11 protein-coding genes are annotated in these 13557 nt (G+C 32.9%); 3 read left to right on the forward strand and 8 right to left on the reverse strand.

Annotated features, from left to right (window positions below; all coding sequences use genetic code 11):
* Positions 1 to 92: 92 nt before the first annotated feature.
* Genes ACFWV9_RS06150 through ACFWV9_RS06165 form a run of 4 tightly spaced genes read right to left on the reverse strand, consistent with a single transcriptional unit; the run spans position 93 to position 5240 of the window.
* Entirely contained in the window at positions 93 to 1046 is a 954-nt protein-coding gene (locus ACFWV9_RS06150) for an AAA family ATPase (RefSeq protein WP_411894365.1), read from the reverse strand.
* A 4-nt stretch (positions 1047 to 1050) separates the two neighbouring features.
* On the reverse strand, positions 1051 to 2466 hold the full coding sequence (locus tag ACFWV9_RS06155; protein ID WP_411894366.1) for a peptidylprolyl isomerase: 1416 nt from the start codon (positions 2464 to 2466) through the stop codon (positions 1051 to 1053).
* Complete coding sequence (locus ACFWV9_RS06160) at positions 2450 to 3301, reverse strand: peptidyl-prolyl cis-trans isomerase (RefSeq protein WP_411894367.1); 852 nt, start codon at positions 3299 to 3301, stop codon at positions 2450 to 2452. Before ACFWV9_RS06160 ends, ACFWV9_RS06155 begins: the two co-directional genes overlap by 17 nt.
* A 7-nt stretch (positions 3302 to 3308) precedes the next feature.
* Complete coding sequence (locus ACFWV9_RS06165) at positions 3309 to 5240, reverse strand: peptidylprolyl isomerase (RefSeq protein WP_411894368.1); 1932 nt, start codon at positions 5238 to 5240, stop codon at positions 3309 to 3311.
* A 280-nt stretch (positions 5241 to 5520) separates the two neighbouring features.
* On the opposite strand from ACFWV9_RS06165, the gene ACFWV9_RS06170 reads away from it, so the two are divergent.
* Together ACFWV9_RS06170 and ACFWV9_RS06175 are read left to right on the forward strand one after the other, a co-directional pair.
* Positions 5521 to 5982 carry an SRPBCC family protein gene (locus ACFWV9_RS06170; protein WP_411894369.1) on the forward strand — a complete coding sequence of 154 codons (462 nt, stop codon included), beginning with the start codon at positions 5521 to 5523 and terminating at the stop codon, positions 5980 to 5982.
* A complete protein-coding gene (locus tag ACFWV9_RS06175; protein WP_411894370.1) occupies positions 5969 to 6205 on the forward strand; it encodes a hypothetical protein in 237 nt (78 codons plus the stop codon). The genes ACFWV9_RS06170 and ACFWV9_RS06175 overlap by 14 nt, the downstream gene beginning before the upstream one ends.
* On the opposite strand, the gene ACFWV9_RS06180 is transcribed toward ACFWV9_RS06175, so the two are convergent.
* The 4 genes from ACFWV9_RS06180 to guaB all read right to left on the reverse strand — a co-directional run bounded on the left by ACFWV9_RS06180 (position 6202) and on the right by guaB (position 11071).
* Positions 6202 to 7341, reverse strand: a complete 1140-nt coding sequence (locus tag ACFWV9_RS06180) for a lycopene cyclase family protein (protein WP_411894371.1) — start codon at positions 7339 to 7341, stop codon at positions 6202 to 6204. The genes ACFWV9_RS06175 and ACFWV9_RS06180 overlap by 4 nt on opposite strands.
* Positions 7342 to 7977: a carotenoid biosynthesis protein gene (locus tag ACFWV9_RS06185; RefSeq protein ID WP_411894372.1), complete on the reverse strand. Its 636-nt coding sequence runs from the start codon at positions 7975 to 7977 to the stop codon at positions 7342 to 7344.
* Positions 7971 to 9452 (reverse strand): 1-hydroxycarotenoid 3,4-desaturase CrtD, encoded by a 1482-nt coding sequence (gene crtD / locus ACFWV9_RS06190; protein ID WP_411894373.1) that lies wholly within the window; start codon positions 9450 to 9452, stop codon positions 7971 to 7973. The genes ACFWV9_RS06185 and crtD overlap by 7 nt, the downstream gene beginning before the upstream one ends.
* 146 nt (positions 9453 to 9598) lie before the next feature.
* Entirely contained in the window at positions 9599 to 11071 is a 1473-nt protein-coding gene (guaB, locus tag ACFWV9_RS06195; RefSeq protein ID WP_411894374.1) for an IMP dehydrogenase, read from the reverse strand.
* A 229-nt stretch (positions 11072 to 11300) separates the two neighbouring features.
* Here guaB and ACFWV9_RS06200 point away from each other — a divergent pair, with 229 nt between their 5' ends.
* On the forward strand, positions 11301 to 13532 hold the full coding sequence (locus tag ACFWV9_RS06200; protein ID WP_411894375.1) for a TonB-dependent receptor family protein: 2232 nt from the start codon (positions 11301 to 11303) through the stop codon (positions 13530 to 13532).
* Positions 13533 to 13557: the final 25 nt, after the last annotated feature.

Raw genomic sequence — 13557 nt, forward strand, 5'->3', positions numbered from 1 at the left:
ATTCAATAATTTAACAAAATTATTTATTTAGAATAAGTATGAATTATTTGCGGTGTTTAAAATGAGAATTATTTAGCACCTTTCTGAGAAAATTAAAACAGGTTTTCGATGATTTTTTCGTCAGTTATTCCTTCAGCTTCAGCTTTATAATTTTTAATAATACGATGTCTTAATATTCCTGTTGCTACAGATTGAACATTTTCTATATCTGGCGAAAGCTTTCCTGTTGTAGCAGCATGAGTTTTAGCTGCTAAAATTAGATTCTGTGAAGCTCTTGGTCCTGCTCCCCAATCAACAAATTCATTTACTATTGATGCGGCAGTATCAGTATTTGGTCTTGTCTTTGAGACTAAAGAAACAGCATACTCAATTACGTTATCAGCAACCGGGATTCGTCTTATTACTTGCTGAAATTCCATAATCTCTTGAGCCGTAAAAAGAGAATTAACGGTTTGCTGTATATCTGTTGTAGTTGTTTTAACAACTTCTACTTCTTCCTTAAATGAAGGATACTGCAAGTTAATAGCAAACATAAAACGATCTAACTGCGCTTCTGGTAATGGATAAGTCCCTTCTTGCTCAATAGGATTCTGAGTAGCCAACACAAAATATGGTAAATTCAATTGATATCTATGACCAGCAACAGTAACAACACGTTCTTGCATTGCTTCTAGCAAAGCCGCCTGTGTCTTAGGAGGTGTTCTATTTATTTCATCGGCCAATATAATATTAGCGAAAATTGGTCCTTTAATAAATTTAAAATGCCTGTTCTCATCTAAAATTTCACTACCAAGAATATCGCTTGGCATTAAGTCTGGTGTGAATTGTATTCGTTTAAAATCCAATCCTAATGCCTGAGCAATTGTATTTACCATTAAGGTCTTTGCTAATCCCGGAACTCCAATAAGTAATGAGTGACCACCAGAAAAAATAGATATAAGAATTTGGTCTACTACATCTTCCTGTCCAATAATTACCTTGGCAATCTCTTTTTTAAGTTCGCCATACTTTTTTACAAAATTCTCAATTAATGCAACATCAGACATATTCCTAATTTTTTAACCAGTTACTCTGATAGTCGCAATTTCTATACTCGCCATTTACTTTAATATAAGTATCTTGTATAGTCTCTTTTTGCCATACTTCTATAGCCTTAACTTGTTTATCTTGAAGTGCAAGTTGTTTAATTTTTAGATAGTCTCTAGCAAAATCTGCCTTATGATCGTCAATTCTATCAGTAACGGTCATAATCTTAAACTTAATTCTGTTTACTCTATCTTCATCTTGTATAACAGGGCTAATTTTACCATCTTTTAAGTCTTGTACCTGGGAGTATAATTCTGGCTCCATTCTGGTAAGCTCAAAATTAAAATCTTGTGTCGTTGGATTGGTCAATTGGCCACCTTCAAACTTGGTCTCTTTTTCATCACTAAACTCTCTAGCCGCATCAGCAAATGTAATAAGACCGCTTACAATTTTTTCTCTAACAGTTTCTATTTCGTCCTTCGCCTTTTGAACCGCATCTTGAGTTAGTTCTGGTCTCAATAATATATGTCTTACTTCATATTCTTGCCCTCTTACTTTCTCTAAATAAATAATATGAAAACCAAAATCGGTCTCAAATGGTTCAGAAATTTCACCTTCTTGAAGGTTAAATGCGACATCCCTAAATTCTTTTACCATTCTAGGACGTTTTCTATTCATTGTTGGCAATAACCCACCATTATTTTTAGATCCACTATCTTCAGAATAAAACAATGCTTTAGTTGTAAAGCTTGCTCCGTTTTCTTCTACATCTCTTTTAAACTCTTTTAGTTTATCAATGACAGTTTTCTTTGCATCTTCTGTCACTTCAGGAATAATAACAATTTGGGCCAGCTTTAATTCAGTCCCAAATGTTGGGATCTCTTCTTCTGGGATATCATTAAAAAATGTTCTTACCTCTTCAGGTGTTATCTCAATATCGCGTATCACTTTATCTTGCATTTCTTTGGCCAAGTATGCATTTTTATTGATCTCATACATCTCCTCGCGCAATGCTTCTTCTGAATCTTTTTTGTAAAAATTAAGAAGTCCATTCATATCACCATTAGTTTGAGCTAAAATACCTTCAATCTGCTGATCAACAAGTGACTGTATATAAAGTTCATTTACTATAATACTATCTTGAATCGCTTGGTGAGCATATAACTTACTTTCTAAAAGACTACCGAAGAGTTCACATCTTGTAACACCTTCCAAATCTGCACCTTGAGCTTCCAGTTGTGCAATCTCTCTATCTAAATCAGATTCTAATACAATGAATTCCCCAACGACAGCCGCAACACCATCTGCTTTAAGACGAGTTTTATTAACTATTGTATCTTTTTCAACCTTTGGTTTTTCATCCTCAATTATTTCTTGAGTGAAACTAAAATTGAAACAAAAAAAGCAGACTAGTAATAGTGCTTTATTGATAAATTTCAAACTGTTTATTTTTAATGGCATCTTTTGTAATATCTTTTTCAAGTTGCTTAATAAGCTCTAGCTTTCTCTTATTTATGACGATCTGTTCAATAGAACTATTAACGTAATCGAGTGGTGCATAATCATTTTGAATTTTCACATCATTCACCTGCATCAAATATAGGTTTATTGAATCTTTGAGTTGTATAAAATTAGATTTTTTTAACAGTTGGTTTTTATTTTGAGAATTAACAACTGGAACTTTCTCTGCCACCTGTGAATATTTAACCCATAAGGAGTCATTTAATGAGTATGCTTTAAATTGTACTGAAATAGAATCTAAATAACGCTTATCGTCATTATTAAACCGCTTGAATCTTTTTGTTATAGTATCTAAATTAATCGGGTTCAGCTGCAGACTTACATATCTAAATTGAAGTATATCATCATTTAGCTTAAAAGATTCCTTATTGGCCTCATAGAAAACCTCCGCTTCCTCAAGACCTACAATCGTATCTATATTTTTTTTTACCAATGCATCTAAATATGCCGTAGTATATAAGTCGATTTTGTATTGATCTACTAGTTTGGTATATGTCTGTTGTTTTGTTTCATTTAAATTTAGTAAGGCACCGTCCATTAATAAAAGCTGAGAAGCCCACCTATTAATAAACTGATTAACAATAAACGTACTATCTTCATCTGAAGTACCTTCTGGAACCAAATCTCTTATATCATCCTTATATAAATAAACTTCGTTTACACGTGCAATGGCATCTTCTTCGTTTGTCTTTTTGAAAAACTCACAACTCACCAATAAGCAAGTCAAAATCAGTATGTAAAATGAGCGTTTCAAATAAAATTTATTTTTTAATTAGTTGTTTAACAGCGTTTAATGCCTCTTCATTCACCTCAATACTAAATCGATCGTAGAGTGCATTTACCCAGTTAGTTTCAATTTCAGTTTGGTAATCGTTTATTACCATACCTTTTGCCTCCTTTAATGTTTTTATACCTGCTGGTAGTATTTCATTGACCTTTATTACATGAAATCCTTCATTATGACTATAAACGCCAGACAACTCTTCATTAGGATCAAATTCTAATGGAAGACGGTTATCATCAGTATTGTAAACGTCCTTAGTGAAAATGACATTCTGTGTTTTGTCTTTATTTAGAGCTTTTTCAATTTCTTCTTGAGATTTTCCTCTTTTCATCATTTTCAAAACTTTAGCAGCTATCTCTTTACTTGCAGAAGATGCCATCATAAAGTCAACACGTTCTTGCCATTGGTATTTTGTTTTGTTCTTTTCATAAAAAGTCTCTAATCCAAGCGTATCTTTTGAAGCCTTATTCCAAATTTCCTTTTCCATTAAATCGAAAAGAAGAAGTCCGTCCCTATACTCTTTTAGGATATTAGCAAATTCTATGTTTTCCATCTCTAAATTATCTTCTCTATACTTTAGTATTGACGATTCAAAAAAGGAATTGAATTCTTTCTCTATCACTTCTGAAGCTGGTTTAGTTTTATTCGCATAATTACGTTGGGCTGACATCATATGACGTCCAAATTCATTGTAAGTAAAGTCACGCTTATTAATAGTGAATATTATTTCATCCTTATTAAACTCTACAGGTAATCTCCATGAGCGAGAAAAATATTCATTTGTGATTAATGATTCAAAATAAGATTTTGCTTCTTCATTATAAGTAATGCTATATCTTCCCATCAATTCTTTAACCATTGCCTGGTTTATTAATTTTGAACGAGAATCTCGCTTTACTCTTGCTTCTATTGTTGGCTTTAATTCTTCAAACGATTTTATCCGTTCTAAGGAAATTCGTTTTACAATATGCCACCCATACTCTGTTTTAAAAGGTTCGCTATAATTACCATCTTCAGCTAAACCAAATGCCTCATCTTCAAACTTTATTGAACTCAACTGACCGCTTTTAAATGGAGATAATTTACCACCATTTTTAGCAGAACTTTTATCATCAGAAAATTGCTTTGCTAAAGCCTCAAAGTTTTCACCTTGGGCTAATTTCTTGTATATCTCATTTATACGATCTTCTGGTATTAAAAGTGAATCCTTTTGATTAAGACCTACCATTATGTGAGCTGCAGTTATTGTACCTCTAGATTGTCTTTTATCATTTACCTTAACTACATGATAACCAAACTGAGTTCTAAAAGGTTCTGAGACTTCACCAACCGGTGTATTATACGCAACCGTTTCAAAATCGTAAACCATTTTAAAAGCTGAAAAATAGCCCAAGTCCTCTACAAAAATAGTTGCTCCATCATGAGCATCAGCTTTTACTGCTTCATAGCCCTCATTTAACACTCGCTCACGTAATGAAGAAATTTTATTATAAGCATTTGTTGTATCCCGTGCAGATTCATCTAAACGTACAAGCACATGCGAAGCATTAATATCATATGAATTACGGTTATAAGCCTCTTCCACTAAAGCCTCCGTAACTTTATTTTCGGATAGGTAATTTTTAGTAAGTTGTTTTTTATAACTCAAAAATTCCCTTTGATATTTTGGATCCTCATTAAGTTTTAATCGTTTTGCTTCTTTGAGTTTTAATTGATACTCAGTAAATAGCTTGAGATAACTATCAATATCCTTTTGACTCTCGTCCTTAACGAGATCTAAATTTTTATTATAAACTCTCAAAAATTCTGATGTCATAATGGATTCACCATCTACAGTAAGTAACACCTGGTCCTTATCTTGTGCCAGAGATAACTGCATTGCTAATAGAAATAAGAATAAAAATTTCATCTTAGTTGTCATATAATTTTTATTTTAAAATCAATTACTTTTTATATTCTTGAAGTTGAGCAAAAATAACATAATTAGTACATTTTACAAGTTAATATTATGCCATAAATTACCTTAAACCAAACGCATTATTTCAAACAATATTATTTAATTATCTAGACCCTGAATTTCAGAATAAACTTGATATTCAGCTTTAATCTTTTACTTGATACCAGATAACGACTTTAAGTAATTAATTCGGCTATTTTTTATACTTTTAATCAACTAATCTGTTGAATGAATGAAATACAGCACTGAAATTATGATTAATAAATCCTTGGCCGAAGTCATAAAAAAAATGAATTCAACAGAAAATATGTTGCATTGGCAAGAAGGATTGGTAAGTACAGAGCATTTATCTGGAACTCCTGGAGAATTTGGTGCTAAAATGAAGCTCAATTATGATTTTGGTAATAGAAAGATGGAACTTATTGAAACAATTACAAAAAGTAATTTCCCGTATGAATTTTATGCGACCTATAACACAAGAGGAATACATAATATTCAACAAAACTACTTCGAAAGAATATCTGATGACCAAACAAAGTGGATTTCTAAAAATGAATTTCAACCTACATCCTTCGCTATGTATGCAATGCTGTTTTTTATGCCAAGAACATATAGAAAACAGACTAAAAAATTCATGAACAACTTTAAAAACTTTGTTGAAAACGGTAAATCTGTATATAATGCGAAATCTTAAATTGATATGGGACTTCAGAGGTCCTGTAAGTAAGCATACAGCAGAGCATCATTTAATTCATCTTAAGGAGTATATCAAAGCTAATAATTTAGATATACAAATTACAGGAGTTGAAACTACTAGCGAAATGCATAGTTACGCATACTTAGTGGTAGAAGAGTCAAAAATGAAACCAATAAGAGATGTGCTGAAGCCACATCGAGGACAAATCTACAACCCTTAAAAAAGTCGTTTAAATAAGGCAGTTAAGAAATGTTTTGGAGGTACTGACGAAATAACTTTTAAATCCTCACCTAGCGTTGTTTCTTCATCCAAGAATCTAAATATTGTTTTTGTTTTTGCCCTTTTAAACAAAGTTGCAAACAATTCAGATCCCTTTTCATTGTTATTTGCAAGTACATCTAAAAACAGTAAATCATAAAACCAAAATTTTGTCTTTTTATGAAACTTAGATAAGTCAGTATTTGATTTTAAAAATTGTACTAATTGCCTCGTTTTTTTTGTTGTGTTTCTAAAAGTATAACCAGTACTGGCTTTGGTCCAACCACCAGCAGTACCTATATTTAGTACATGCTTTGTGTTTAGTTTATTAAACTCGTAAGAAGTCATTGGTATTGAACCCATTTCCTTTTCTACAATTTCATAGTCCTTAATACCTTTATTATTTAGATAATCCTTTATTGCTTCTTCGTATTCATCTAATTGAAGTAACGATTCAGAAAATAAGGTGTATTCAAAAAGTGCAACATTTTTTTCAATCGGTAATACATACATGAATCGTGTATTATTATTTTGTACTACTTTAAAGTCCATGAATGTTGCAACACTATCATCAAACTGATTTGTTTTTGTTTTAATAAACCAACCCACAAAATGCTGTTGCAGTACAGGATATTTATCCTGATTTTGATAAATCTTTGCATCAGGTACACTATTAAAAACTTTAGAACCAACGTACGATCCTTTGGAAGTAATAACTTGCACCTTATCCTCTAGTTCATCTATTGAAATAACCTCTTCTTTTAAAAAGGAGAAATTGGATTTTGATTTTATAGCAGTCCATAAATAGTCATAGAATCTTTTACTTCTAATCATTTTGTAGCTATAACTCACTAAATTGATCGTTTTTGAAAACTTTTTGCTTCCAAAAAAGATTTTTGGCCATTTTTTTCTAAGTAAATCATCCCATTCTCCTTCTCCTTGTTCCCAGTAGCACCAAGTCCGATCATTACCCTTATTATCCTCTTTATCAATAATTAAAATGGACTTATCATCAAAAAATGGATCTTGAGACATTCGGTATGCCAATACTAATCCCGAAGCACCAGCTCCTATTATGATATAATCCTGTTTGGTCATTTAAAAGAATAAAAACATGGTAAAAAATACAACAATAGAAATGAATACGTGTAATGAGATTAATTTGTTAGTTTTTATTTTATAGTATTGATAACCCAATTGTGCTATAAATGCAGTACAAAGCCAACCGATATAATTTTGTAATGGGACATTACCATTTTCAAATTCCCAAAAGTCAAATCGTGGTGCCGAGACCTCTATAATAAAGTCTAAACCTGTCATTAAAATTGCTCCTATTAAAGCAGCAATTACCATGTTTTTGGTTACTAATTGTGCAATATCCGCTGTGGCCATTGTTAACAATGCCCAGTTTACGCAAATGATAATCGGCACACCAATGATTTTATAACCTAGGTTTTCACCATAAGCATAGTCACCATATATTAATCCATAATTAACACCTAATGCTTCTGTTATAAATCCTAAAAAGAAAGGAATAGCAACAGCTATAAGTAGTTTTAAATTATATTTCTCTACGTTAAACAATAGAATGATAAAGGTTAAAAGCAAATTTAATGGTGTCATGCTAAGGAACCAATCCGAATATTCTGGTGATAAAATACCCGTGATACCTGAAATGGAAAACAACCAAATCAAGAAAATTGAGAAGTACTTAATGAATTTTTTGTCTACCATTTAGCTGGTTTTTCAATTAAATCAGAAACAATCTTACCAGATAATAAACATAAAGGGATACCACCACCAGGATGAACACTACCACCGCAGAAATATAAATTCTTTATAGAACGCTTAAAATTTGGATGCCTTAAAAAAGCAGCGTATTTATTATTACTGGCTGCTCCGTATAACGCACCTTGATAACTCTGTGTATTAGATTCAATACGTCTTGGATCTAAAATACTTTCATAGTCTATTAACTTTTCTATATCCACCTTTAAAAGTCTACTCAGTTTAGTGATGATATTAGAACGAGATGCCTCAATAATTGCATCCCAGTTCTGACCTGTATTACTTGGCACGTTAATCATAACAAACCAATTTTCACATCCTTTTGGCGCATCATCGGGTTCTTCCTTAGAGGTAATATTTATATATACAGTTGGATCCTCATATACTTTCTTTTTATTAAAAATAAAATCAAACTCTGTTTTATAGTCTTCAGAAAAGAAAATATTATGAAGGTCTAATTCTGGAAATTCTTTTTTAATTCCCCAATAGAAAATCAACGCAGAACTACTTCTAGGTTGCTTCAATGTTTTTTCTGGTGCTTTATGCTTTTTTAATAAATGACGATAAGTAGGTACTACATCAGAATTTGAAATTATGATGTCACCATCTATGAATTCATTATCAATTCTAATCCCTTTAGCTCGATTTCTTTCTGTTACTATTTCTTCAACCTTTTTATTAAAGTTAAACTTAACATCAAGGTCTTTTGCAAGTTGGAATAAACTTTTCGTAATCGAGTGCATGCCGCCTTTTGGAAAAAAAGTTCCATAATATTGTTCTAGATGAGGAATCATCGACATTATTCCTGGAGTCTGGTAAGGCGAAGATCCATTATAGGTTGCGAACCTATTAAAGAATTGCACCAAACGCTTATCGTCAAAAACACTAGAGTTATATGAATCTAATGCTACATTAATATCTAGAGCATTAACTTGTATGATGGCCTTCAAAGTTTCGGTGCTGAGGTATGTTGAAAACTTATGCAATGATTTTTCAAGAAAAAGTGCTGAAGTCAAATCGTATTTTCTTTTACTTCTTTCAAGATATTCAATAATAGTATGCTTATCTACATTGAATGTCTTTGATGCTTGCTCAGCAAACAGATTGATATCAGCTAAAGCGGAGTATTCTGTACCGTCTTCAAAAAAATAATTACAAACAACAGATTTTCTTTTGTAGGTGAAGTAGTTTTCTATCGGCTTATCTGCAACTTCAAATAATTCTTCAATGAACTGTGGCATAGTAAATAACGAAGGTCCCATATCAAAACGATAACCTTTACTACTAAATGCTGTTAATTTACCACCTGGATAGTCATTTGCTTCAAAAACGGAAACTTGGTGGCCTTGAGATTGTAAACGTATAGCTGATGCTAAACCAGCAATTCCAGCTCCTATAATAACAATTTTCTTTTTTTTCATTGGTCTTTGCAAAGATACGAGCAAAGCTTTTTTGTTAATATAGGTATTAACATAATTATAAGGGATTTTCTAATAAACCATAAAAAAAACAGCATCAAATTGATGCTGTTGCTTTATGTCGAAATTTATATTTAATTAGAAATGTACTATCTAGAATAATTTGGTGCCTCCTTTGTAATCGTAACATCATGTGGATGGCTTTCGTTAATACCACTAGCGGTTATTTTTACAAAACGACCTGATTCTTTTAAGGCTTCAATGTCTTTGGCTCCACAATAACCCATACCAGCTCTTAATCCACCAACAAACTGATGAATACTTTCAAACAATTCCCCTTTGTATGGCACTCTACCAACAATTCCTTCTGGTACTAATTTTTTAATATCGTCCTCTACATCTTGGAAATAACGGTCTTTACTTCCTTGTTTCATTGCTTCGACTGAGCCCATTCCTCTATAAGACTTAAATTTACGTCCTTCATAAATAATTGTTTCACCTGGGCTTTCTTTTGTTCCTGCTAAAAGGGAACCTAACATCACTGTGTCAGCACCTGCGGCAATTGCTTTTGGAATATCACCAGTGTATCTGATTCCTCCATCTGCTATAACGGGTACACCAGATCCCTTAATGGCATCAGCAACTTCAAGTACTGCAGAAAACTGAGGAAAACCAACTCCAGCAACAACTCGCGTAGTACAAATTGAACCTGGACCTATTCCTACTTTAACCGCATCAGCACCAGCATCTACTAAATATTTTGCAGCCTCACCAGTAGCGATGTTACCTACAATCACTTCTAATTGTGGAAATTTCTTTTTTATTTCTTTCAATATCAAGACCACACCTTTTGTATGGCCATGAGCTGTATCTATAACAACAGCATCAACACCTGCATTTACTAATGCCTCTGCCCTCTCAACCGCATCTCCTGTAACACCAATAGCTGCAGCCACTCGCAATCTTCCATAAGTATCTTTATTAGCATTTGGTTTTTGAGTTACTTTAGTTATATCTCTAAATGTAATTAGACCAGCTAATTTATAACTATCATCAACGATGAGTAACTTTTCAATTTTATTTTGTTGTAAAATCTTTTCAGCATCTTTTAAAGAGGTACCAACAGCGGCTGTAACTAGGTTTTCACAAGTCATAACCTCAATAATCGGTCTATCATTTTTATGCTCAAAACGTAAATCACGATTGGTCACAATACCTTTCAGCTTTCCCTTTTCATCAACAATAGGAATGCCGCCAATACTATGCTCTGCCATATTTTGTTTGGCATCAGCCACTGTAGCCGTTAACGGCAATGTAACAGGATCTATAATCATTCCGCTTTCAGCACGTTTTACGCGTCTCACTTTTGCGGCTTGATCTTCAATCGTCATATTTTTGTGCAATACGCCTATGCCGCCTTCTTGTGCCATGGCAATTGCCATTTTACTTTCGGTTACGGTATCCATTGCTGCAGAAACTACAGGAATGTTGATAGTAATATTTCGTGTAAATTTTGTCTGAATATTTACTTCGCGTGGTAATACTTGAGAAAATGCTGGAACTAAAAGGACGTCGTCGTAGGTAAGACCTTCACCTAAGATTTTGTTTTCGTGTGCTGTCATGATGCAATTAAAATATAATTGCGTGCAAATATAAGTCTTTTTTAAGTTACTTGATGCCAACTAAAGGTTAAATGAATATATACTCAAATAGAAGGCGATATTATAAATGTCTTATAATGAGCCATAAGTAAATTTTATTTTTATTTATTCTAAATAAACTTTGAAAAAACGAAATTCAGTTTTAATTTTGCACACTGATTAAATTATTATTTTTAACCAGTCTAAATAAATGAAAGTAAAATTAGCCCTATCACTGCTTGGTTTAGTAACACTCTTAAAACTACAAGCCCAAGAAAATCAGACAAAATCTCAACTAGATTCAATTCAAAAACTTGATGAAGTCATATTAAATGCAAATACTATTTTTGGGAATAAGTACATTGCTAGACACAGAACCGGTTCTGCTTATTATGTATCTCCAGAAGAACTCAAAAAATTCAATTATACAGATATTAATAGAGTTTTAAGAAGTATTCCTGGTGTCACTTTTTACGAAGAAGATGGTTTTGGCTTGAGACCAAACATAAGTCTAAGAGGAACATCACCTCAACGTAGTGCAAAAATATCATTGATGGAAGATGGCGTGCTCATAGCACCTGCACCATATAGTGCACCTGCAGCGTACTACTTTCCTTCTGTTGGTCGTATGCAAGCTGTAGAAATTTTAAAAGGAAGTAGTCAAGTACAATTTGGACCATTTACAACTGGTGGTGCCATTAATATGATTTCTGCACAAATCCCAAATAAGTTAAAAGGCGAAGTTAGAGCCAGCTACGGTGCTTTTGATACACAACAAATTTTAGCAAGAATTGGAGACAGCAAGCAAAATTTTGGTTATATGGTCGAATATTTAAATTTTGGGTCTAACGGATTTAAAAATCTTCCAGATAATAGTAACACCGGCTTTGACATCAATGAAGTTACAGCTAAATTTAAAATCAATACAAATCCGAATGCAAAATTAAAGCAAGCCTTTGAAACAAAGTTTCATTATTATGATGAACGTTCAAATGAAACCTATATCGGACTAACTGAAGAAGACTTTGAAACCTCTCCATATAGAAGATATGCGTCGTCACAAGATGATAAAATGACAGCTGAACAAATTCAGTTGATGTTAACTCACACCATAGATTTCACTAAGAATTTTAGGATCACCACAAATGGATATTACAACAAGTTTTCACGTAATTGGTTTAAACTGGATGATGTTGTATTCAATGGTGACAAACAACGTATTGCTGATGTTGTTGGTAATCCTTCTCAATTTGAAGATCACATGGCCATTGTTCGTGGAGATGTTGATTCAGCTCCAGATGCACTTTTACTAAAAGCCAATAATCGTGTGTATTATTCAAAAGGTATACAGACAAAATTAGATTATCACTGGTATGGCGAAAACACATTTCATGATATAGAGATTGGCTTACGCTATCATTATGATGAAGAAGACCGATTTCAGTGGGAAGATGGTTACAGTATTATAAACCAAGAGATGTCTAGAACGTCTTTAGGTCCAAGAGGAGCTCAAGGAAATCGCATTAGCAGTGCAACAGCATTTGCAACCTATGCAATGTATAAATTAAAATTCAATGACTTAACCTTGACACCTGGTGTGCGTTATGAAAATATTGTATTACAACGTGAAAACTTTGGTAGTGATGATCCAAACAGAACTGGAAGTGAATTAGCATTTCGAGAAAATAAGGTTGACATTTTTATTCCAGGTATTGGTTTCAATTATGCCTTTTCAAATGACGTTGCTGTATTCGGAGGCGTACATAAAGGATTTTCTCCACCTGGTAGTGAAGAAGGTGAGAAACCAGAAGAAAGCATAAATTATGAATTAGGTACTCGCTTTACAATTGGTCAGTTACGAGGTGAAGTTGTAGGTTTCTACAATGACTATAGCAATTTATTAGGAAGTGACTTAGCGGCCACAGGAGGTACTGGTTCTTTAGATCAATTTAATGCTGGTGAAGTAGCTGTTAGTGGACTTGAGTTACTTTTAAATTATGAGTTACTACCAAACAACTCTAAGTTTAAAATGCCTGTATCTTTTGGATATACATTTACTAATACTGAGTTCTTAAATAGTTTTGGAAGTAATGAAGGCGTTTGGGGAGAAGTAAATGAGGGTGATCAGTTGCCATACATTCCAACACATCAGTTTAATGCGATTATTTCACTAGAACACTTTAAATACGAGTTAAACTTAAGTGGCCGATACAATGGTGAATTTAGAACGCTTGCAGGTTCTGGAGATATTCCAAATAATGCATTGGTAGCTTCAAATTTTATAATTGATTTTTCTGCTAAATATCACTTTTCTAAAAATTTAAGTCTCACTGCGAATATTATAAATATGTTAGATGAAGTCTATGCAGTTTCTAGAGTTCCTGCTGGTCTAAGACCTGGACACCCATTTGGTGCAAACCTAGGGTTTGAGTTTAGATTTTAATAATTAATAGCTTAATTGGTTGGAA

The organism is Winogradskyella sp. A2 (assembly GCF_046762865.1).
Classification (GTDB): Bacteria; Bacteroidota; Bacteroidia; order Flavobacteriales; family Flavobacteriaceae; genus Winogradskyella.